Raw genomic sequence first — 20,172 nt, forward strand, 5'->3', positions numbered from 1 at the left:
CGAATCAAGCCCCGCACTCCGACTTCGGTCGGGTGGCGGGGCTTTCTTCGTGCGCGGGTATGGCCGGGCTCGAACCGAGCTACCGCCCGTCGGCAATCACTTTCGCGATGTTCCGTTCGGCCAGGGCGGTGATGGTGAGCGACGGGTTGGCTGCACCCGTACTTCCGGGGATCAGGGCGCCGTCGACGACGTAGAGTCCGTCGTGCCCTTTGATGCGTCCGTACGAGTCGGTGGCGTCGCCCAGTACTGCACCACCGAGTGGGTGGGCGGTGAAGGTGTCGTCGACGTCGCGGGTGAACGGCTCCGCAGAGACCACAGTGCCGCCGGCCTGAGCCATCTTGTTCTGTACTGCGCGAAGTGCTTCGACGGTGTCACTGCTGCCCCCCTTCGGCCAGTTCAGGGTCATCGAGTCGGTGGCGGCGTTGTAATGGAAATCGGCCCGGAGTGGGTCGATCGTCATGCCGAGCGAGCCGATGAAGCCGAGATCGATGGGTACACCGGGGACATACCAGTTCTCGACGGTGAGGGGGAGTCCGGAGTCGTCGACGATTCGGGATGCGCACGGTGCGCCCTGCGGTACGCCGGCAGCAGGTCCGAGGGATCGCGTCATCGAGGCGTCGCCGTTGGTGCCCCAGCCACGACCGACGAACTCGTTCAGATTGCCCAAGGTGCCGGTGGCTTGCGCGCGCACGAGAAGCTCTGTGGTGCCGATGGATCCGGCTCCGAGGACGAGTTTGTCGCACGTGAGCGTCCGAGTTTCGAGAACGTTGCCTTCGGGGTCGAGGCGTCGCACCTCGACGCGGTAGCGGCCACCGGATTCACTGCCGATCGAGGCGACCTCGTGGCTGTGGCACACGGTTGCTCGTCCGGTGTTCTCGGCCTGGGGGATGTAGTTCTGGGTCAGGTCGTGCTTGGCGCCGTTCGAGTTTCCGAAGGTGCTTGCTCCGACGGTTGCGGACGGACGGGACCGTCCGGTCATTTCGTCGCGCAGGACGTTCCAGTTCCAGTTGCCGTCGACTCGTTCGGGTTGGTAGCCGGCGCGTCGGGCGTGGTCGTCCCAGGTTCGAGAGTGCGCGAAATTTGGGCTGTTGTAGATGTCGTCGGGCATCTGCGACGGCATCAGCATCGATCGGGCCTTGGGGTACCAGGTTCCGGCCATGTCGTCGTAGCTGAGCCGTCCGCCGAAGGAGAGGTCGAAGAATCGGCGTTCCGGGGCGATCGTGACGCCGGTGTAGACGATGGATCCTCCGCCGACAGCGGCACCGCGCCAGACGGAAAGGTTCTCGAAGCGCGTGGTGTCGAGGACGCCGCCGAACAGGTCCACGGGCCCGACCGGTAGGCCGGTGATGTTGGTGAACGAATCTTGTTGCCACAGGCCACGGCCGTCGGCGGTCATGTCGGCGGTGAAGATCTCGCGCCATGGGTCTCGCGGCCAGCGCAGACCGCGTTCGAGGACGGTGACCTGACTACCGGCCTGCGCGAGGCGCAACGCGGCCGCGCTGGCACCGAAGCCGGAACCGATGACGATGACCGACGAGTGCTCCGGCGGTCGTGGCGGGTCGACGAAGATTTCTGGGACGAGTGACCGGATGGAGCCGACGCCGATAGGGATCGCGTGTGCTCGTGGTCCGGAAAGAAGTGGAGGTGCGGTAAGTCCAACGAGCCCTGCTGCTGCCAGTTGAAGGAGTTGCCTGCGTTTCACGTGTGTTCTGTCCCCTGACGTCGATCGCGGCTCGTCGGCCATTGTTCCTCATTGCGCAGCAGAAAAGCGACTGGTCTTTCGGATTACGTGAGATTTCCCAGGAGCGGAGCTTGCGAAGTGAGCAGCTTTGCCAGCTGTTCCACAGGTGTAACTGGGACACTGGCGCGAATGATCATCGTTCTGGGGGCCGTATTCGTTGCGGTCGCGTTGCTGGGCATTGCCGCGCATTTTGTTGATTCGACGGGTCAGTTCATGCTCGTTGCGGCCGCGCTTGCGCGACTTCTCATGGTGGCAGCCGTTCCGGGTGCTGTTCTTCTCGGTGTGGGTGCCGGGTGGTGGGGCGTCGTAGCAGGGTCTTTGGTTGTCGCAGTTGCGGTCTGGACTCAGTTCCCTCTGGTTCGGGCGCGGCTTCGTAAGAGCAGCGTTCAGGGCACGCCGTTCGGTGTGATGAGTGCCAACATCCTGCTCGGTGAGGCTGATCCGGGTGCTGTTGTGGCTGCAGTGGATGCTCACGCGCCCGATGTGCTGACCGTGGTCGAGTTGACTCGTTCGGCGCACGAGGGGCTCGTTGCGGCGGGGATTCTCGAACGCCTTCCGTACACGTTCGTCAGCGCGGCGTCGGGTGGAAACGGAACCGGCATCTATTCGCGGTATCCAATCGGTGACGAGACTCGGCACGATGGCTACATCACCGAATTGCTGTCGGCGCGTGTGCAGGTGCCTGATGGTCCGTGGCCGCTGGTGTTTGCGGTGCACCCGGTGCCGCCGTGGCCACGGCACCCATCGGCGTGGGTGCGCGAACTTGCCGCGCTCAGGCAGTTGATGGACAAGATCCCGCTCGACGAGGGCCCGGTGGTGGTGTCGGGGGATTTCAATGCGACGTTCGACCACAAGCGGTACCGAGACTTGCTGAGCGATCGTTACCGTGACGCCGCGATGGAGGTCGGCGCTGGTCACTTGGCTACGTATTCTGCCGACGCGTGGTACCCGCCGTTGATAGCGATCGACCATATTCTCGTCAGCGACGCCGCCGTGATCGATGTGGGAGTCGTCGAGCTTCCTGGCTCCGATCACCGCGGCATCCGCGCGGAATTACTGCTACGCGCGCCCTGAGGCGGTCAGTCTTTGGGGGCGTAGTCCGGGAGTTCTTGGACGGCCCATTTGTTTCCGTCGGGATCGGCGAAGAACACGAATTTGCCCCATCCCAAGTCGACGACGGGGTCGACGTCGAGGCCTGCTGCGATGAGGTGCTTGCGCGCCTGTTCGGCGCTGGCGACGACGACCTGCATGCCCTCGACGCTTCCCGGTGCCGCGGTGGTGATGCCTTCGCCGATGGCGATGGAGCAGGCGGATCCGGGCGGGGTCAGTTGGACGTAGCGGATCCCGTCCATGGGCCGCTCGTCGTGGTCTGCGTTGAACCCGATTTTGACGTAGAAGTCCTTGGCTCGGTCTACGTCGCTCACCGGGATCATGACGAGTTCGAGTTTGATGTCCATGTTTCGTTCGCTCCCTTTCGTTGTGGTGACAGCAAGCCTGCCAAGTATTGCGGACAGTTTCGGTCCGCGATCAGAATTTTCGTTACGTGACCACTGCTGGCCGGAGAAATATGCACGACCGATCGACTGTTGACGCTGGTGTGCTTCTGTCCATACTCGATCGCTCCCGCACGAGGACAGGTTTCGACGACGCTTCCGCTTTGGCCGGTTCGATCGAGCGGGCTGTCCACGCCGAACAGCTTGGTTACCATCGGTTCTGGGTGGCAGAGCATCACGGGGTTCCCGGTATTGCCAGTGGCGCCCCGCCGGTGTTGCTTGCGGCAATCGGTGCCCACACCTCGCGGATCCGGCTCGGTTCCGGTGGTGTCATGTTGCCGAACCATCAGCCGTTCGTCGTCGCCGAGCAGTTCGCGATGCTCGCCGCTCTCTATCCGGGGCGTGTGGACGTGGGTCTCGGACGCTCGCTCGGCTTCACCGAACCTGTCCGCCGCGCGCTCCGAACCGGTCGTGATGAAGCGGAGACGTTCGCCGACGATCTCGCCGAACTCTCGGGATTTCTCGACGGGACGGGCCCGGTGACGGTAAGGCCTGCGGTGCCTGCCCCACCGATGTACGTCCTGGCAACAGGGAAGGGGTTGGCGATAGCAGCGAAAGCGGGATTGCCCGTGGTGGTCGGCGGCCCGATTCTCTGGGGCGACGGTGCCGAGATCGCAGCCTATCGACGTCAGTTCCGTCCCACCGAGCTCACGCCGAATCCCCGTGTCATCGTCTCGCTCGACGTCATGATCGCGGACTCGGCAGCCCTTGCTCGCGAGTTGATGCTGCCCGAGGCCTGGGCTATGGCTCGATCGCGGACCACCGGAGAGTTTCCACCGCTCGTCCCGACCCGAGAAATCGATTTCGACGCAGCGCCCACCCGAACGAGGGAGCGGATGGAACGGTCGATCGACTCGTCGGTGCACGGCACGGCTCACGAGGTTGGCCTTCGGCTCGAGGAGTTGGTCGAGCGCACCGACGCCGACGAGATTCTGGCGTCGACGTCGACGTACGACCGAACCGCGCTGGCAGCGGCCGACGCCGAATTGCGGCAGCTGTTTGTTCCTTCGCTGTCGCGCTGAGCCATCGCCGCGTGCGGTCGTTGCGCAGTACAGTGATGAAAGAGACGAATCAGTTACCGGAGAGGTCGTCATGGCAGGCAAGAAGCTGGACAGAGTTCATGCACAATCCGCGCTCGAAACAGTGCGTGAGAACCCGCTGATCGCGGTGATCGCAGCGGCGCCTGCCCTGGTCGTTTTCGGTCTCGTATGGTGGCTCGCCGGATTCGGAACCGCTGTGGTTCTACTTCTGGCGATCGGCGTCGTGGGCCTGGTCGTCGCCAAGTTGCGCAGTTAGTCCGACGTTTCCCGGGGGACATGGAACTGCGTGAGCGAGCCGATACCCGGCCCCAGTTCTGCCCATGATGCGGTGGTGGTCAGTACGGCGATGGCTGACGTCGGGAACTTCATGGTGATGGCATCGATTGCCGAAGACTCGTTTTCCGACGCCAGTTCCAGTGCAGTCCAGGGAATTCCGGGGGCGTGTCCAACGATGAGCAGCGTCGAAGTGGCGGGTTCGGTCAGCGTGGCCTCCTCGAAAATTTCTTCGGGAGAGCCGCCGTAGATCCGTTGTTCGAATCGCACCGGCGCTTCGATACCGGTCGCGATCAAGGTTTCGCGGGTGCGAGTGGCAGTGGAGCATATGACGGCGTCGATGTTGCCGACGTTCTCGGCGATCCAACGGCCTGCGAGTGCTGCCTCGCGCTGGCCGCGTTCCGCGAGGGGGCGATCGTGATCCGGCGTCCCTTCTGGGTAGCCGGATTTACCGTGTCGCATGAGTACGAGGGTGCGCAGTTCGGCCATCGTTCCACCGTATCGGGCCGGGGCCACCACTTCCATATGCTTGGGCGGTGGAGGTCGCGATGCAGACCGTAGGGTGCGTACCTGCTATCTTGAACGCCGTTCAAGTTTGCGCTCACAAGGAGTCGTCATGGCAGGTCTCGAAGGTGCACAGAGCTCGGCAGCGTCCAGTTCCGAAGCAGTGTCCGGTTCCAAGGTGAGGATTTCGGCCCGGGACATGGCGCAGATCGCCGTCTTCGCCGCGCTGCTGGCCGCCCTGGGACTCCCCGGCGCAATCACGGTGGGTTTCAGTGGCGTTCCCATCACGCTCCAAACACTCGGCGTCATCCTCGCCGGTGCAATCCTCGGTGCCCGCAAGGGAACGGCCGCCGTCGTGGTGTTCATCGCGCTGACCCTCATCGGTCTGCCACTGTTGTCCGGTGGTCGCACCGGCCTGACAGCACTTGCGGGCCCCAGCGCCGGATATCTCATCGGATGGATCCCGGCGGCATTCGTCATCGGCCTGCTGACGGCCCGCATCCTCCCGAAATATCCGATAGCGCTCGGTCTGGCGATCAATGCCCTCGGCGCGATCGTGATCATCTACATTTTCGGCACGATCGGCCTGTTGCTGCGCACCGACATCGGCGTGTGGGGCGCGATCTCCACCAACTTCGCATTCATCCCTGGTGACCTGGTGAAGGTCGTCATCGGCGCCGTCGTCGCCAAAAGTGTCCACCGAGCGTATCCCGGTCTGATTCGTTCGTGAGTCTGTTCCTGGGCGGGCGCGGGTCACGGCTCGCGATCGACTGGAACGGGCGAGCCCTCACTTACGAACAGCTCGACGCCGCCGTTGACCGATGGCCCGAGTCCCGTATGCACGACGCCTCGGAGTTGGATCTTCCCGATGCGCTGATCTGTGTGTTCGCCGCTGCGCGCCAGGGGGCAGCGGTGCGAGTGGAGAACCCGGACGCCAGACCGGTCCGCGGGAACGTGGATCCCGACGCGTTCCTGCTCGTCGCGACGTCGGGGTCGACCGGCCGGCCGCGCGGACTGGCTCGCACTGTCGCGTCGTGGACCGACAGCTTCGCCGAGTTCACCTCGATCACCGGCATCACCGCTGCTGATCGAGTGTTGGTCACCGGACCTTTGCACGCCACGATGCACCTGTTCGCGGCCGTCCATGCTCTGTGGATCGGTGCCTGTGTCACGGACGACCGCACGAGTGCGACGGTGGCTCATGCGGTCCCGGCGATCCTTCGCGATCTTCTCGGCAGTGCGCCGGCGCTCCGCCTCGCCGTCGTGGCCGGTACGGCTCTGGATGCGGGAGCGCAGGAACGCGCGCACGGGATCGACCTCGTCGAGTACTACGGGGCGGCGGAGCTGTCCTTGGTCGCTGCGCGTCGGGTGCCGGAACCGTTGACTTTGCTGGCGGGCCTCGAAGCGGAGCTTCGCGACGGGCTTCTGTTCGTGCGGTCGCCGTATCGGGTCCTCGGAGTTCCGGAGTGGTTCGGTGTCGGAGACCTGGCCGAGCTCGGGCCTAATCGGCAGCTCGTCGTGCGCGGGCGCGGTGATGCCGCTGTCAACGTGGGCGGAACTACGGTGATCGCGGAGGACGTCGAGCTGGTGCTGGATTCGATCGATGGTGTCCGGGCTTCGGCTGTCGTCGGAACGCCGCATTCGGTGCTCGGTGCGACGGTGACTGCCGTCGTGGAGCTTCACGACGGGGCGGACGTGGATTCCGTCAAGGCCGAGGCTCGTGGACGCTTGTTCCGTGAGGCCGTGCCCAGGCGCTGGATAGTCGTCCCGGCTCTACCGCGCACCGGTAGCGGCAAGATCGCCCGTGCGCGGGTGACAGACTCGATCTCATGACCTCTGCTCCAGTTCTCGTCGCTCCGTGGCGGACCCCGATCGGTACAGCCGGTCACGGATTTGCCGATCTGACGACGACCGACCTCGCTGCTCCGGTGCTGCGGGCGGTGTTGGCGTCGTTGCGTGACTCGGGGTGCGAGGACGCAGTGGACGACGTGGTTCTCGGCAATTGTCTGGGGCCCGGCGGCGATCCGGCCCGTATCGCTGCACTGAGCGCCGGCCTCGGCGTCGAGGTGCCGGGGGTGACGGTCGATCGGCAGTGCGGTTCGGGGCTCGATGCGGTGATGCAGGCCGCGATGCGGGTGCGCAGCGGGGACGAGAGCGTGATCCTTGCGGGTGGAGTCGAGTCGGCGAGTACCGCACCGTGGCGATTCTGGCCACCGCAGGCAGGGGCGGAACCAGTTCGCTACACCCGTGCGCCCTTTGCACCCGGCGACTTCGATGACCCGGACATGGGCGTCGCTGCCGACGATCTTGCACAACGTCGAGGTATCGACCGTGTTCGCCTGGACGCGTATGCCGCACGGTCACACCGGCTTGCCGCCGAATCGAATTTCACGTCCGAGATCGTGCCGATCGCCGGGATCGAGCGAGATCAACGCATCAGAGCGAATATGACCGTCGAACGGCTTGCGCGGCTTCGACCGAGTTTCTCGCCGTCGGGTACCGGTACGGCCGGCAACTCCTGCGGAATCTCCGACGGCGCAGCGGCGCTCGCGATCACCACCGAATCGCGCGCCAAAGGCCTTCCAGCGCTGCGTGTTCTGGGCGCGGCCGTTGCCGGCTCGGATCCGGCATTGCCCGGCCTCGGGCCGGTTCCCGCTATCGAGAAGGTGTTGCGTCGAACGGGCGTCGCCCTGTCCGATGTGGGAGTTGTGGAGATCACCGAGGCTTTCGCGGCGGTGGTACTCGCGGTGTCGGACGAACTGGGGCTCGACGAAAACCTGCTGTGCCCGCAGGGTGGAGCCATTGCGATGGGTCACCCGTGGGGGGCTTCGGGTGCAATCCTGTTGGTGCGCTTGGCCTCTCAGATGCTGGCTGACGGTGGCCCCGAGTTGGGGTTGGCTGCGTGCGCCATCGGCGGCGGACAAGGGATTTCGATGATCGTGGAGCGTGCATGGTGAGTGAAGTGGTGTTCGAGGGTGTCAAGCATGCGTTCGGTGATCGTGAGGTGTTGCGCGGCATCGACCTTCGGTTCAGTGAGCGGCGTGTGGGGATCATCGGTTCCAACGGTTCGGGTAAGTCCACACTGGCTCGGATGATCAACGGTTTGTTGGCGCCGACGTCGGGGACCGTGACTGTCGACGGTGTGGACGCATCCAAGAAGGGCGCGCAGGTCCGTAAGAAGGTCGGCTTCGTCTTCACCGATCCAGATACGCAGATTGTCATGCCTACAGTCTCGGAGGATCTCGCGTTCTCGCTGCGCCGTTCGGGCCTGAGCAAGGCCGAGATCGCCGAACGTGTGCACGAGATCCTGGTGCGATTCCGCCTCGACCACCACGCAGAGCATCCGTCCCATCTGTTGTCCGGCGGGCAGAAGCAGCTCCTGGCGATCGGAGCCGTCCTCATCCGGCGCCCCGAGGTCGTCATTGCCGACGAGCCGACGACGCTCCTCGATCTGCGCAATGCCCGCGTTGTCGCCGAGGCACTCGATTCGATGGATCAGCAGGTGATCGTCGTGACGCATCATCTAGCGCTGCTGGACAGCTTCGAGCGCGTCATCGTCATCGACGACGGGCTCGTCGCGTTCGACGGCGCCCCGAAAGATGCGGTTCCGGCATATCGGGAACTCGTCGAATGATCGGCTTGTATCGGCCGGGGACGTCGTTTCTCCACCGATTGCCTGCGGGGGTCAAGCTGCTCCTGCTCATCATCTCGATCGTCACCGCGACCGTCGTGGTCCGAACACCGATTCAGGTCGGGATCGTCGCTGCGCTGGTCGCGGCACTGTTCCTTCTTGCGCGTATACCTGTGAAAGTTGCTCTCGCCCAAATGCGCCCGATCATCTGGATGCTGCTGATCATCGGCGTCTTCCAAGTGATCATCACCTCTCCCGCTCGTGCGGTCGTGGTGTGCGGCGTTCTGCTGATCTCGGTGGCACTGGCCGCGCTGGTCACTCTCACCACCCGGGTGACCGACATGCTCGACACGGTCACCCGCGCTCTGGGGCCGCTGCGCAGATTCGGCGTCGACCCCGACCGGATCGGCCTCATGCTCGCCCTGGCCATCAGATGCATACCTATTCTGGCGACGATCGTGCACGAGGTCGCCGAGGCACGGAAAGCGCGAGGCCTGCAATGGTCCATGACCGCACTCGTGACGCCCGTGCTGGTCCGTGCGCTGCGAACCGCGGACGCGATGGGCGATGCCCTCGTCGCGAGGGGTGTCGACGATGACTGAGGTTCTTCAGTGAGCGAACTGCTGACCGATCGGATCGCGCGGCATATCCGCGACAAGCCTTCCTCTCTTGCCGTCGTCGACCGGCGAAGCGCAGTGACGTACGGCGAGTTGGGTGAGCTGGTCACTGCCACGGCGGCAGGCATGTCGGGAATGCGAAGAGTGGCTGTCCTGCCGACGTCGGACATCGGGTCGCTCGTAGCCGTGACCGCGGCGATGGCGTCGGGAATCGGTGTGGTACTTCTGCATCGTCACTTGCTGCCCGAGCAGTTCGCCCGCGTGCTGTCTCTGACGCAACCCAATGTTGTTCTGGCAGGACCGAATCAGCACGCGCGGTTGCGGAGGATGGGCGCCGCGTCCCCGACTTCTGTCGACAGCATCCAGGTGACGGGTGTTCGGGCACAGTGCGCTGCCGACGACGACAGTGAACTTCTCATCGGAGTCACCTCGGGCACCACGGGGGAACCCAAACTGTTCGTCCGTGATCAACGCTCCTGGGCCCGAACCCTCGACCGTTCCGATTCGACGTTCGACATCCGCGCGGGCGACCGAGTGGCGACGCCGGGGGTGCTCGATCACACGCACTTCCTCTACGGTGCGCTGCACGGACTCACCCGAAGCGCGATCGTCGACCTCCGGCCGGTGGACAAGTCGCTTCCCAGCGGCGCCACGCACCTATATTCGGTTCCGACAATTGCCTGGGATGTGGTTCGATCCGGAATCGGCCCGGTGCCGAGTGTGCGCGAAGTGCTGTCCAGTGCCGCGCGTTGGCCGTCCTCCGGCAGATCGGCGCTGCAGGAGGCACTCCCGAATGCCTCGCTCGTGCACTTCTACGGAGCGTCGGAGTTGAGTTTCGTTTCCTTCGACCGCGGTATCGACCCGGGGCCGGGGACATTGTTCGACGGCGTAGACGTCGAGATCCGGGATTCGATCGTTCACGTGCGCAGTGACATGCTGTTCGACGGCTACCTCACCGAAGACGGTGTGGCCGGTGGCCCCGTCGACGGCTGGATGACCGTGGGGGACCGGGGAAGACTCGGGAGTGGTGGAAACCTGGAGGCCGGTGGAAACCTGGCGGGCGGTGGAAACCTGGCGGGCGGTGGAAACCTCGAAGGCCGGGGAAGTCCCGAGGGCACGGGATCACTCGCGAGCCGGCAGCTGACGCTGCTTGGCCGCGACACGGAAATTCTGATTCGGGCAGGTCTGAATGTGGAGTTGGCTCCCATCGAGTCCGCGCTCACCGCGATTCCTGGCATTGTGGAGGCAGTATGCGTCGGAGTCCCGGACGTTCGTATGGGGGAAGTTCCCGCGGTGGTGATCGTGGAAGGGGCGAACCCGCCGTCCACCGCCGAGATCTGGCGGCATCTGCGTCGAGAGCTACCGAGCCCTAGTGTTCCGGTGCAGATTCTGACGCTCGAACAGTTGCCGCGGACGCCTCGGGGAAAGGTCGATCGTCAGGAGATCGGGGCAATTTTCGCGACCGTCCGGACTGCGCCGTCGACGACGAACCAGACTGTCAGCGAACCACTTTCGTAGCGGTGCCGGATACCGACTTGTTCTTTGCCGAGAACCGGGTACAGGTACTCGATGACGGCCCGGTGCGGTCCGGCGACGAGATCCGGGTAATCGATCAGGAACTCCTCGACGGCATGCCAGTATGCCGCATTGTTGACGTGATCGAACGAGTCGATGTCGGTGACACGCAATGGAAACTGGATATCGGTGTCCGACTCGGGCGGCACCGGCTCGGTGAGCCATGCCTTCCATTTGAGTCGATGCTGATCGGTGGTGCGTGCAAGCATGTCGAGGGCATCGTCGCTGATCCGTGTCGGCATACCGGTCTTCGCGCTGATGCTTATCCAGAAGCCCTCGGTTTCGATGGAACCGCCCTTCCCTGTGGACATCGAGACCCGCATGTTGGACCAACGAGTGGACATCGACGAACACCAGCGCCGCAGATGAATGTGGTCGGGAAACTGTACGGGTTCGTGGATGTCGATGACCGTACGTCGAACGATCCAGAAAGGATCGGTGAGACCGAGAGGTGTCGCTGCAAGATTGTCCGACCCGATGTCCTGCAGGTAGCGCGCGATCCCGTCGAAGCGCAAGCGGCCGGCTGGGGCGACATCACCGGTACGTATCGGCCAATCTGTTTCGAACCCTTCGCCTTCGGCAGGTAGTGGTGCCAGGGCGTCGTCGAAGCCCGCTGGCTCTACGGTTCCGGCATTGTCCACGTGTCGCTCCTTGTTACCGGTGGGTTCGTGCTCGAACCGAACCTACCCGGTGCGGGTCAGAGAACTCGACGAGCCTTCATTCCGTCGAAGACCGGACCGACACGGACGACGTCACCGGTGGTGGGGGCGTGGACCATCTGACCGTTGCCCATGTAGATGGCAACGTGCCCCGGCCCACCGGATTGCCAGTTTCCGAACAGCAGATCCCCGGGCTGAGCCATCGACATCGGAATCTCGGTGCCGACACCCCATTGGGTCTCGGAGGTTCGGGGGAGTGTCACCGTGCCACCGGAGGCCTTGAACACCGCGTAGGACGTCAACCCCGAGCAGTCGAAGCCACCACCGGACGGCCCGTTGATATTACCGCCGCCCCACACGTACGGCAGGCCGAGGTAGTCCATTGCGAGTTGCACTGCTCGTCCACCGATACCGGCAATATCGATGCCGGCGAACGGCGTCAGGATTGCGGCGAACTGCATTTCCGTCGCTCGAATCTTGGCCACGTAAGGCTTCGTCTGGTTCTCGTAATCGGGTGTTCCCGACGGCATTCCGCCGGATCTGAGGACCGCGCCTGCACCTGCGTTGTATCCGGCGATGGTCAGGTCGAGACTGTCGCCCTTGACCAATCCGGCCGACTTCCACTTCTCGACTTGACTGTTGATGTCGCAGAGCAGGTTTCCGGACGCCATGACCGAGTCGGCGATGCCGTTGATGTCGGCTATGCCGTCGCCGTCGGCATCTTTGCCGTAGGTGCGCCAGGTAGCGGGCATGAACTGGCCTGGCCCGCGGGCACCGGACACCGATACCGGTGCGGTCGGCCCGTGCCGGAATCCGTTCTCCGCTGCGTACAACGCGGCGATCGTCGGTGCTTTGACTCCGCCACAGATCGATCCAGCGCGGGTCAGCCACGGAACGAATGCGGTGATTGCACCTATCGGTGACAGTGAGACCCCGGTGAAAGTCGCAGGTAGACCGGGGAACAGTGCCCGCCTGAGGGCTTCGGCGGCAGGCATGAATGCGGTCTGGTTGGTGATCTGCCCGAGCGAGTACGTCAATCCGCCGAACTGGACCGATCCTGCGTTGGTGGGAAACACCGAGGGCGCAAAGGCGCTTAGTGTAGTGGTCGTATCGGTTGTCGTCGACATCACGGCGGCAACAGACGCCGGAACGTCGGCGGCGGGTGCAGTTTCCGGCTGGGCGGGTTCTGCTGGTTTCGGGGGCAACATCGGTTCGGCTGCATCTTCGACGGCCGTCGCTGCGTTGTCGAGGGCAGTGCCTGCGACATCTGCTGCCGGCGTGGGCAAAGTACCGAGCAGATCATCGAGTTGCTTCTGCAACGTTGGACCGGTGTCCTCCGCGGCCGCCGCGACGCTGTGGGCGCCGTCTTTGACCTGCGGGGGAAGGTCCGTCGCCGCCACCGCTCCTGCAGCGGACACGATTACGGCAACGATGACTGCGATTGGATCGCCTGCCATGTAACAACTCCTGGTGCTCGAGCTCTCCCCGACGTTCCATGTCGACCCATCCATGTGAGGTGACTCACACATCATGCACGTTGGAATCGAATCGCGGAGCGAAATAGAACACGTTCTAGTGCCTGTCGACAAAAAGATCACCCCTGACCCACACGTCGCACCGACTCGAGCTGGTGTTCCGCGTAAGTTGGCGGTGAGAAATCACTATCGACTATCCGAGCAAGGGGAGCGAAGATCATCGACAAATACGTGCTGTCGCCCGAGACCGTGTGGGACCCCGGTGCACAGCTACTGTCGCAGTGCGTCGTCGTGGAGAACGCCGACCGCACGCTGTATCTGTCCGGCCAGACGTCGATCACCGCAGATGGTCAGTTCGCGGGCATCGGGGACGTCTCGGCTCAGATCCGGTTGGCGTTCGAGAACATTCGTCTCATTCTCGACGCGGCCGGCGGCACCTTGGCCAACGTCGTCAAACTGACCGTGTACTTCACCGACCTCGATGACTTGGACACGTACACCGGCATTTTGGGTGAGCTGTTCGTCGAGAGCAGGCCTGCGCAGACCGTTGTCGAAATCAGCAGGCTCGCGATGGACGAGTTGCTGATCGAGATCGATGCGATCGCGGTGCTTTAGACGAGGGTCGACCAGTAGTCGGAGAACTCGATTCCGATCGCGGTGATGATGATGGCGTACCAGACGGCCAAGATCGTCCATCGCCATTCGAGGAGAGCTCGGGTGAGGGTGCCTGCGCGTTCGCGGTCGACCAGTTGGGACAGCGAGACGATGAAGATCGGTATCGTCACCGCCCACACGACCATGCAGTACGGGCACAGCGCATGGATCTCGTAGAGGCTCTGGTAGATCAGCCAGTGCACGAACACCACACCGAGTGCCGTGCCGGTGCTGAGACCGAGCCAATACCAGTGCGGCAGCGCGATTCGGCCGAACGTCAGAATCCCCGTCATCAGCACCACGGTGAAGGCAACGATTCCGATGATCGGATTCGGAAACCCGAACAACGCAGCCTGCTCGGTCGTCATGACCGACCCGCAGGACAGCACTGGATTGAGATTGCAGGACGGTACGTATGCGCTGTCTTCGAGCAGTTTGATTCGTTCGATAGTCAGGGTCAGCGCCCCGAGGAGACCGAGAAAGCCGCCGATCGTGAGGACCCAGGCGGTGGCTCTACTCGCTCTCACTTCGCACCCGTCCTCTTACGTCGCATAGTTACTGTGCAGCGGTGATTGCGGCGCGCAGTCCGTCCGGAGTCGGGTTCGACACGACGGTCCCGTTGACGGAGACGGTCGGTGTGCTCGAGATCCCCTCGTCGAGCGCGGCCTTCGTCTGACTCGTCACGTAGTCGGAGTAGGTCCCGTCGGAGATGCAGCTCGACAGCTCTGGACTTTCGATGCCTGCCTGCTGGGTGATGGCCAAGAGTTCGTCGTCGCTGAGGCCCGCACCACCCTCGGTGGGCTGCTGATCGAACATCGCCTTGTGCCAGACCGGCCACGCGGAGACATCGGCCTCGGCGACACACAGGCTCGCGTTCGCGGCGCGCGTGGAGTAGTTGGTCGAGGACATACGGTCGAGGATCGCGATCGGACGGTAGTCGACGGCAATGGTGTTGTCCGCGACCAGTTCGGCGAGGGTGTCACCGCTGATCGACTCGAACTGCTTGCACGCCGGGCACTGGAAGTCCTCGACGACGCTGACGACGACGGCGGCATTCGGATCACCAATTCGAATCGCCCCGTTGTCCTGAGTCGACGAGGGGGCGGCGGCCGGTGCGTCGGAGTCGGAGTTCTTCGATGCGATGGAGAATCCGATGACGGCAATCAAGGCGACGAGTACGACGGCGATTCCGATCTGGATCAGCGTGCGTCGCTTCTTGTCTTTTCCTTGCATGGCAGCTGTGGCAGCCTGTGCCTTCTTCTTGCTTTCGTTGCTCACTGCAGATCCCTTGCTCGCCCGACCAATGAAGTCCGGCACAATCATAGGCGGGTAAACCTGAGGTCAGGCTGAGCGAAGGACTGTCAGGTCAGCGAGATGATTCGTTCGACGGCGAATCCGTAACCCGCCACTCCGAGGCCGGCGATGACGCCACTGGCTATGGCGGAAACGAACGAGTGGTGACGGAAGTCCTCGCGAGCGTGCACATTGCTGATGTGCACCTCGATGATGGGGACTTCGGGAATGACGAGCGCGTCGCGCAATGCCACGGATGTGTGCGTCAGACCGCCGGGATTGATGACGATTCCCGACGCGGTACCGCGTGCTTGGTGTATCCAGTCGATGAGCTGTCCCTCGTGATTGGACTGCTCGGCACGTATGGTTCGGCCGTGTGCAGCGGCGGTCTTCTCGCACAGTGCGACGACGTCGGCGAGGGTTTCGTGGCCGTACACCTCGGGTTGGCGAGTGCCGAGCATGTTCAGGTTCGGTCCGTTGAGCACGAGGATGTGTCCTAGGGCTGCGCTCGAGTCGCCGACCATGTGATTGCTCACTTTCATTCAGGGCGCGTACTTCCGAAGGAGATCATTTCACAGGTCGTCGACGCACTGTCCTAGTGAAAGGTGTGTGGCTGGTATGGGGTGTGGGCGTCTTCGCGTACATCGTCGCCGTCCTGCACCGCACCGCGTTCGGAGTGGCAGGCCTGAACGCGGCCGCGCCAATCTGGGCACTGCCCAGGGAATGGTGAACATCGGGGGTTCCTGGCTTCGTTGCTCGTGATTGCGTCCATCGGGGCGATTCTGCAAGCGAACGGTGGGTATACCTTCGAGGGGTTTCGGTTGGCGTTTCTCGCGCAGTATCCGGTGCGGGTGGTTGCGATCACCGGAGTCTTGCTGACGCGTTGCAAGACTCGACGTCAGTTGGCAGAGGAAGGGATCCGTCCGCGCACGATGCGGGAGATCATGGAGTCGCGTCGAGAATCGTAATTGGACGCCGCGGTGGCAGGGCTGCACGTCTGACAAATCGGATTGCAATCTCGAGTTTCCGAGAGCATGCTGGTGTTCCCAATTTACTTGTGTGTTGCAAGCAAACATATCGTAAAGGTGTGACCAAGCGGTGGTAACCGAACAAGAAGTGACGCAGCCTGCGTCCGGCGAACTCTCGCACCGGCAGATCATGACGATCCTGTCGGGGCTGATGATGGGCATGTTCCTCGCAGCACTCGATCAGACGATCGTGTCTACGTCGGTCCGCACGATCGCCGACGACCTCAACGGATTCTCGGTACTCGCATGGGTCACCACGGCGTACCTGATCACCTCGACGATATCGACGCCGCTGTACGGAAAGCTCTCCGACCTCTACGGCCGTAAACCGTTCTTCATGACGGCGATTTCGATCTTCGTCATCGGCTCGATGCTGTGCGGAATCTCGACGTCGATGTACGAGCTCGCGGCATTCCGGGCGGTGCAGGGCCTCGGCGCCGGTGGGTTGATGTCGATGGCGCTCGCCATTATCGGGGACATCGTTCCGCCGCGTGAGCGCGCGAAATATCAGGGCTACTTTCTTGCTGTGTTCGGTACTTCGAGTGTGCTCGGTCCGGTCATCGGCGGTCTGCTCGCCGGCCAGTCCACGATTCTCGGCATCACGGGTTGGCGGTGGGTGTTCTACATCAACGTCCCTCTCGGAATTATCGCGCTTGTCGTCGTGTGGCGCGTGCTGAACCTTCCGGTGTTCCGACGCGAGGCACGCGTCGACTGGTGGGGCGCGCTCCTGTTGTCGGTCGGTCTTGTCCCGTTGCTCATCATCGCCGAACAAGGCCGGGTGTGGGGTTGGACTTCGCCGCTCGCGTTGACGTGTTTTGCGATCGGTGTCGTGGGTGTCCTCGCATTCGTTTTCGTGGAAATAAAGATGGGCGACGAGGCCTTGATCCCGATGCGCTTCTTCCGTAATCGACTGTTCGCGTTGTGTATCGCGGTCAGTGTCATCGCTGGTGCGGCAATGTTCGGTGGCATTTCGTTGCTGCCGCAGTATTTGCAGGTCGTCAAGGGGTCTTCGCCGACGCTCGCCGGCTATCAGACACTTCCGATGGTGGGGGCCCTCATGATTTCGTCGATCGTGTCGGGTCGCATGATCTCGAAAACAGGCCGCTACAAGATTTTTCCAGTAGTTGGCACAGCGCTGATGGCGATCGCGATGTTCCTCTTCCACTATGTGCACGCAGATACTCCGCTGTGGCAGACCATGCTGGTCATGGCATTGTTCGGCATCGGTCTCGGTTCTATGATGCAGCCGCTGACATTGGCAATTCAGAATGCGATGCCGCCCAAGGACATGGGAGTGTCGACTGCTGCTGCGACCTTCTTCCGCCAGATCGGTGCGACGCTCGGTGTCGCAGTCTTCCTGTCGATGCTGTTCACACAGCTCACGCCGAAGACCACTGACGCGCTGGTCGCGGCCAGTTCGACGCCGGAGTTCCAGCAAGCCGTCCAGTCCGCGTCGACGAGTACGGACCCACTGGAGAAGGGCTTCGCCGACGCGATCATTGCGCAGGACTCGTCGATCGCTGGTAGTGCATTGGTCGACAGTTCCTTCATGCAAAAGCTCGACAGTGCGCTGGCAGAACCATTCCGCGTCGGATTCTCCGATGCCATGGACTATGTCTTCCTTGCCGTCTCCATCTTGATGGTTATCGGATTCGTGCTGGTCATCTTCGTCAAGGAGGTGCCGCTGCGGACGATGTCCGGCCTCGCGGCGGCCCAGCAAGAACGCGACGAGGCTGCTAAGGACGAAGCTGCGAAGGACGAAGCTGCGAAGGACGAGGCTGCCAAGGACGAAGCTGTCAGGGGTGACACGGCAAAGGTCGAGGCTGCAAGAGCAGGCGGGGATCTTTAGCGAAAGCTGCGCTCAGGAAAGAGATCGATCCCTCGGAACACTCTCAGGTCCCTCGTAACCCTTCGATGGTTACGAGGGACCTCCTGTTTTCACAGTTCAGAACTGCGCAGGGCCATCTGCATCCTCCGTGCTCGCGGGACTTCCGGGACTCCTCGGACTGTTGGGACTGCTGCTGCTCGCGGACGTCTTATTGCTGCGCGCTGCGTCGCGCTGGCTTCCGCTGTGCCGGCCCGATTGCGCGGCCGGGCGATCGGCGAACGGTGCGCCCGGTTCGTCAGGTGCGGTGAGTTCGGTGTCCGTCTTGTTCGTGTTCGCAGGCTTGAGGCTGCAGTGGGGGCGTCGCTTGCGTGGAATGTGGGGGATCAGGCGGTAGTCGGAGAGATCGGTCGTCCCGACTGTGCCCCCAGGCAGAGTGATCGCCGTTGATCCGGAACTCGAGGTCCAGTAGTCGATACCCCGCGGAAGCATGACAGGAACCCAGACGCCCATCGTCTTGAGCATGTGGTGATAGCGGCAAAGGCAATGCAGATTGGTCAATACCGTCCATCCGCCGTGTTTCGGGTCGTGGTGGCGATAGGGCACCACATGGTCGATTTCGCAGGCTGCGGCCGTAACATCACATCCCGGATGGCGGCAGGTGCGATCCCGTTGTCGAACGCATTTGGCAAGTTCGCTACTCGGGCGATAAGTGAGCGCACCGTCGGGTGGTTCAAGGAATCCGCCGTGGCCATCGGGGTTCAGAGCCTCAGCAATCGCCGGATCAGTTGCAACAATTTCTTCGATATGCGCTGTCAGCGTGTAGGACCCGATGTAATCGGTAACGGACTCAGTCGCGTTCGGCAGTGTCGTGCACGGTTGCAACTTTGCCGGACGCTTTGGAAAGGTGAGTCCGCGCCTGCGGCGCCCATGACCCAACGGATTGAGCACCGTGTGCTTACCGAGATCGGTGTCAGCGCCAGTGCCATCGCCGCTGCCTGCGCAATCACCGGGTTCGACAATTTCACCTGCCACGTTTTGAACTGTTCTGTTTCGAACGGCCTTGTCACCCTGAACGGCCTCGTCACCCTGAATGGCCTTGTCACCCTGAACGGCCCTGTCGCTCCTACTGGACCCTCCAATCCCGCCTGCCCCGACACTCTCGCTGGGTCCACAGCCTTCGGTACCATCACCTGCAATTCGACCCTCGCCCGCACCCGTCCGCTCGTCAGACACACCGTCACCCTCTCCACGCTCCGACCGAACATCGACATCTTGATCAGGGATCACGTCTATAAGACCGAGTGAGGCTGCGAGGTCGGCAGCTTCGGTCAGCAGTAGCTGCCAGTCTCCGTTTGCAGCAAGTTCGCGGGCATAGTCCGCATCGATCAGTCCGTGTCCTGCGAGGTATCCGGGTAGGTCGGCGAGTCCGGCAAGCGTCGGCAGATCGATCGTCACGGTCGTCAGTGGGCTACGGCGGTCAGGCAACTCCCGGCGGGCAGTGCACGGGTTGTCTTCATCCTGTTCGCACGCGCACGGAACAAATATCTCTTGATGCATGAGCGTCACGTATGCGGCCGCGAGTCGCTGGCCGCGAGTACGCGGATCACGGTGGCACAGAGTGTTCGCCATTTCGTTGACCAGTTGCCAACACGCCGCGGCGTCACCTGCTTCGAGGTCCGCCTCGATGGTGGCGATCATGTCTCTGTCGCGGTATCGAACTCGGGTGAGCTTGACGAGATCTTTGCGAAGCGCAGCGGCCTCCTCCGGCGCAACGCGCTGCACGATTTCACAGATTTCGGTGGCGAGTGGCCCGGGGGAGAGGCGGCGCGCTGCGTGGAGTACTTCAGATTCGATGCGGACGGCAACTTCGAGTGAGAGCGGGCTGGTGTTCCGATAGATCGCCCGTACCCGCGCGAGATCCAACTCGCCGGCGTCGAAAGCTGCTCTGACCCTGGGCAATCGGAGCCGGAGATCCATACCGATCTCCGCATAAGTGTCCGCCACAGCCTTCGAGCACCCCAGCGCCTTCGCTGTCTCCGATGCCGCATAGCTCCCCGCATCCATGATCACGTCACCGACTTGGACGTTCTGGTGAATGCACGAATCCCAGATCGACGCGGCAAGCCGAACTTTGCGTGCGCAGGCCTGGTTCTCGATCACGGCCGTGTCAGACAGTCCTTGAAGTGTTGATCGATCAATGACCGGCGTGGGCTGTGGACCTACGTATGAAGCGAAAGCACCTCTGCGACTCGAACCCATGAATCGAAGCCCCCCGGCAAGTCGACGTTAGAACGTATGTTC

The 20,172-nt window shown here is 62.9% G+C and carries 21 protein-coding genes and 1 pseudogene; 13 read left to right on the forward strand and 9 right to left on the reverse strand.

The window, feature by feature from the left end; genetic code table 11:
- Window positions 1-79 precede the first annotated feature (79 nt).
- A complete protein-coding gene (locus O1W68_RS15570; protein WP_442972379.1) occupies window positions 80-1,744 on the reverse strand; it encodes a GMC oxidoreductase in 1,665 nt (554 codons plus the stop codon).
- A gap of 126 nt (window positions 1,745-1,870) precedes the next feature.
- On the opposite strand from O1W68_RS15570, the gene O1W68_RS15575 reads away from it, so the two are divergent.
- Window positions 1,871-2,815 carry an endonuclease/exonuclease/phosphatase family protein gene (locus tag O1W68_RS15575; RefSeq protein ID WP_269304985.1) on the forward strand — a complete coding sequence of 315 codons (945 nt, stop codon included), beginning with the start codon at window positions 1,871-1,873 and terminating at the stop codon, window positions 2,813-2,815.
- A 5-nt stretch (window positions 2,816-2,820) separates the two neighbouring features.
- Here the strand turns inward: O1W68_RS15575 and O1W68_RS15580 are convergent, their stop codons facing one another.
- A complete protein-coding gene (locus O1W68_RS15580) occupies window positions 2,821-3,198 on the reverse strand; it encodes a VOC family protein (protein WP_269304987.1) in 378 nt (125 codons plus the stop codon).
- A gap of 140 nt (window positions 3,199-3,338) precedes the next feature.
- On the opposite strand from O1W68_RS15580, the gene O1W68_RS15585 reads away from it, so the two are divergent.
- Entirely contained in the window at window positions 3,339-4,316 is a 978-nt protein-coding gene (locus O1W68_RS15585; protein WP_269304989.1) for an MsnO8 family LLM class oxidoreductase, read from the forward strand.
- 70 nt (window positions 4,317-4,386) lie between these two features.
- The gene (locus O1W68_RS15590) at window positions 4,387-4,590 is read left to right on the forward strand and encodes a hypothetical protein (RefSeq protein ID WP_084346120.1); all 204 of its coding nucleotides are present in this window, start codon (window positions 4,387-4,389) and stop codon (window positions 4,588-4,590) included.
- On the opposite strand, the gene O1W68_RS15595 is transcribed toward O1W68_RS15590, so the two are convergent.
- Window positions 4,587-5,096, reverse strand: coding sequence for a SixA phosphatase family protein (locus O1W68_RS15595; RefSeq protein WP_269304991.1), 510 nt, complete (start codon window positions 5,094-5,096; stop codon window positions 4,587-4,589). The genes O1W68_RS15590 and O1W68_RS15595 overlap by 4 nt on opposite strands.
- Window positions 5,097-5,310: 214 nt before the next feature.
- Between O1W68_RS15595 and O1W68_RS15600 the strand changes: the two genes are divergently transcribed.
- From O1W68_RS15600 to O1W68_RS15625, 6 genes are read left to right on the forward strand one after another with little or no spacing between them, the layout of a single operon-like run.
- On the forward strand, window positions 5,311-5,841 hold the full coding sequence (locus O1W68_RS15600) for a biotin transporter BioY (protein WP_088942907.1): 531 nt from the start codon (window positions 5,311-5,313) through the stop codon (window positions 5,839-5,841).
- Entirely contained in the window at window positions 5,838-6,944 is a 1,107-nt protein-coding gene (locus O1W68_RS15605) for a class I adenylate-forming enzyme family protein (RefSeq protein WP_269304994.1), read from the forward strand. Before O1W68_RS15600 ends, O1W68_RS15605 begins: the two co-directional genes overlap by 4 nt.
- Entirely contained in the window at window positions 6,941-8,068 is a 1,128-nt protein-coding gene (locus tag O1W68_RS15610; RefSeq protein ID WP_269304996.1) for a thiolase family protein, read from the forward strand. The genes O1W68_RS15605 and O1W68_RS15610 overlap by 4 nt, the downstream gene beginning before the upstream one ends.
- Window positions 8,065-8,745 (forward strand): energy-coupling factor ABC transporter ATP-binding protein, encoded by a 681-nt coding sequence (locus tag O1W68_RS15615; protein ID WP_269305375.1) that lies wholly within the window; start codon window positions 8,065-8,067, stop codon window positions 8,743-8,745. The genes O1W68_RS15610 and O1W68_RS15615 overlap by 4 nt, the downstream gene beginning before the upstream one ends.
- The gene (locus O1W68_RS15620) at window positions 8,742-9,344 is read left to right on the forward strand and encodes an energy-coupling factor transporter transmembrane component T family protein (protein ID WP_269304998.1); all 603 of its coding nucleotides are present in this window, start codon (window positions 8,742-8,744) and stop codon (window positions 9,342-9,344) included. The genes O1W68_RS15615 and O1W68_RS15620 overlap by 4 nt, the downstream gene beginning before the upstream one ends.
- 9 nt (window positions 9,345-9,353) lie before the next feature.
- A complete protein-coding gene (locus O1W68_RS15625; protein ID WP_269305000.1) occupies window positions 9,354-10,877 on the forward strand; it encodes an AMP-binding protein in 1,524 nt (507 codons plus the stop codon).
- Here O1W68_RS15625 and O1W68_RS15630 read toward each other — a convergent pair.
- Window positions 10,796-11,575: an acyl-[acyl-carrier-protein] thioesterase gene (locus O1W68_RS15630; RefSeq protein ID WP_269305002.1), complete on the reverse strand. Its 780-nt coding sequence runs from the start codon at window positions 11,573-11,575 to the stop codon at window positions 10,796-10,798. The two genes, O1W68_RS15625 and O1W68_RS15630, sit on opposite strands and share 82 nt — an antisense overlap.
- 56 nt (window positions 11,576-11,631) lie before the next feature.
- Entirely contained in the window at window positions 11,632-13,050 is a 1,419-nt protein-coding gene (locus tag O1W68_RS15635; RefSeq protein ID WP_269305004.1) for a C40 family peptidase, read from the reverse strand.
- 249 nt (window positions 13,051-13,299) lie between these two features.
- On the opposite strand from O1W68_RS15635, the gene O1W68_RS15640 reads away from it, so the two are divergent.
- Window positions 13,300-13,683, forward strand: a complete 384-nt coding sequence (locus tag O1W68_RS15640) for a RidA family protein (protein WP_269305005.1) — start codon at window positions 13,300-13,302, stop codon at window positions 13,681-13,683.
- On the opposite strand, the gene O1W68_RS15645 is transcribed toward O1W68_RS15640, so the two are convergent.
- The 3 genes from O1W68_RS15645 to aroQ all read right to left on the reverse strand — a co-directional run bounded on the left by O1W68_RS15645 (window position 13,680) and on the right by aroQ (window position 15,557).
- Window positions 13,680-14,249, reverse strand: coding sequence for a vitamin K epoxide reductase family protein (locus tag O1W68_RS15645; RefSeq protein ID WP_269305007.1), 570 nt, complete (start codon window positions 14,247-14,249; stop codon window positions 13,680-13,682). The two genes, O1W68_RS15640 and O1W68_RS15645, sit on opposite strands and share 4 nt — an antisense overlap.
- A gap of 28 nt (window positions 14,250-14,277) precedes the next feature.
- Window positions 14,278-15,000 carry a DsbA family protein gene (locus O1W68_RS15650; protein ID WP_269305009.1) on the reverse strand — a complete coding sequence of 241 codons (723 nt, stop codon included), beginning with the start codon at window positions 14,998-15,000 and terminating at the stop codon, window positions 14,278-14,280.
- Window positions 15,001-15,083: 83 nt separating this feature from the next.
- The gene (aroQ, locus tag O1W68_RS15655; RefSeq protein ID WP_269305010.1) at window positions 15,084-15,557 is read right to left on the reverse strand and encodes a type II 3-dehydroquinate dehydratase; all 474 of its coding nucleotides are present in this window, start codon (window positions 15,555-15,557) and stop codon (window positions 15,084-15,086) included.
- Between the two features lie 56 nt (window positions 15,558-15,613).
- Here aroQ and O1W68_RS15660 point away from each other — a divergent pair, with 56 nt between their 5' ends.
- The 3 genes and pseudogenes from O1W68_RS15660 (at window position 15,614) to O1W68_RS15670 (ending at window position 17,892) form a co-directional block, all read left to right on the forward strand.
- Window positions 15,614-15,745, forward strand: a complete 132-nt coding sequence (locus O1W68_RS15660; protein WP_269305408.1) for a hypothetical protein — start codon at window positions 15,614-15,616, stop codon at window positions 15,743-15,745.
- A pseudogene (locus tag O1W68_RS15665) lies at window positions 15,718-15,983 on the forward strand (MFS transporter); the annotation flags it as partial. The gene O1W68_RS15660 and the pseudogene O1W68_RS15665, both read left to right, overlap by 28 nt.
- A 190-nt stretch (window positions 15,984-16,173) precedes the next feature.
- Entirely contained in the window at window positions 16,174-17,892 is a 1,719-nt protein-coding gene (locus tag O1W68_RS15670) for a DHA2 family efflux MFS transporter permease subunit (RefSeq protein ID WP_269305377.1), read from the forward strand.
- A 96-nt stretch (window positions 17,893-17,988) separates the two neighbouring features.
- Here the strand turns inward: O1W68_RS15670 and O1W68_RS15675 are convergent, their stop codons facing one another.
- Window positions 17,989-20,031: an HNH endonuclease signature motif containing protein gene (locus O1W68_RS15675; RefSeq protein ID WP_269305012.1), complete on the reverse strand. Its 2,043-nt coding sequence runs from the start codon at window positions 20,029-20,031 to the stop codon at window positions 17,989-17,991.
- Window positions 20,032-20,172: the final 141 nt, after the last annotated feature.

The organism is Rhodococcus sp. H36-A4 (genome assembly GCF_027158005.1).
Taxonomy (GTDB): Bacteria; Actinomycetota; Actinomycetes; order Mycobacteriales; family Mycobacteriaceae; genus Rhodococcoides.

What these genes read in the sequence shown, in the direction of transcription:
- O1W68_RS15610 (WP_269304996.1), top strand. Translation starts at nt 6,941, where the DNA reads ATGACCTCTGCTCCAGTTCTCGTCGCTCCGTGGCGGACCCCGATCGGT.
- O1W68_RS15590 (WP_084346120.1), top strand. Translation starts at nt 4,387, where the DNA reads ATGGCAGGCAAGAAGCTGGACAGAGTTCATGCACAATCCGCGCTCGAA.
- O1W68_RS15620 (WP_269304998.1), top strand. Translation starts at nt 8,742, where the DNA reads ATGATCGGCTTGTATCGGCCGGGGACGTCGTTTCTCCACCGATTGCCT.
- O1W68_RS15575 (WP_269304985.1), top strand. Translation starts at nt 1,871, where the DNA reads ATGATCATCGTTCTGGGGGCCGTATTCGTTGCGGTCGCGTTGCTGGGC.
- O1W68_RS15670 (WP_269305377.1), top strand. Translation starts at nt 16,174, where the DNA reads ATGACGATCCTGTCGGGGCTGATGATGGGCATGTTCCTCGCAGCACTC.
- aroQ (WP_269305010.1), bottom strand. Translation starts at nt 15,557, where the DNA reads ATGAAAGTGAGCAATCACATGGTCGGCGACTCGAGCGCAGCCCTAGGA.
- O1W68_RS15635 (WP_269305004.1), bottom strand. Translation starts at nt 13,050, where the DNA reads ATGGCAGGCGATCCAATCGCAGTCATCGTTGCCGTAATCGTGTCCGCT.
- O1W68_RS15580 (WP_269304987.1), bottom strand. Translation starts at nt 3,198, where the DNA reads ATGGACATCAAACTCGAACTCGTCATGATCCCGGTGAGCGACGTAGAC.
- O1W68_RS15595 (WP_269304991.1), bottom strand. Translation starts at nt 5,096, where the DNA reads ATGGCCGAACTGCGCACCCTCGTACTCATGCGACACGGTAAATCCGGC.
- O1W68_RS15600 (WP_088942907.1), top strand. Translation starts at nt 5,311, where the DNA reads ATGGCGCAGATCGCCGTCTTCGCCGCGCTGCTGGCCGCCCTGGGACTC.
- O1W68_RS15570 (WP_442972379.1), bottom strand. Translation starts at nt 1,744, where the DNA reads ATGGCCGACGAGCCGCGATCGACGTCAGGGGACAGAACACACGTGAAA.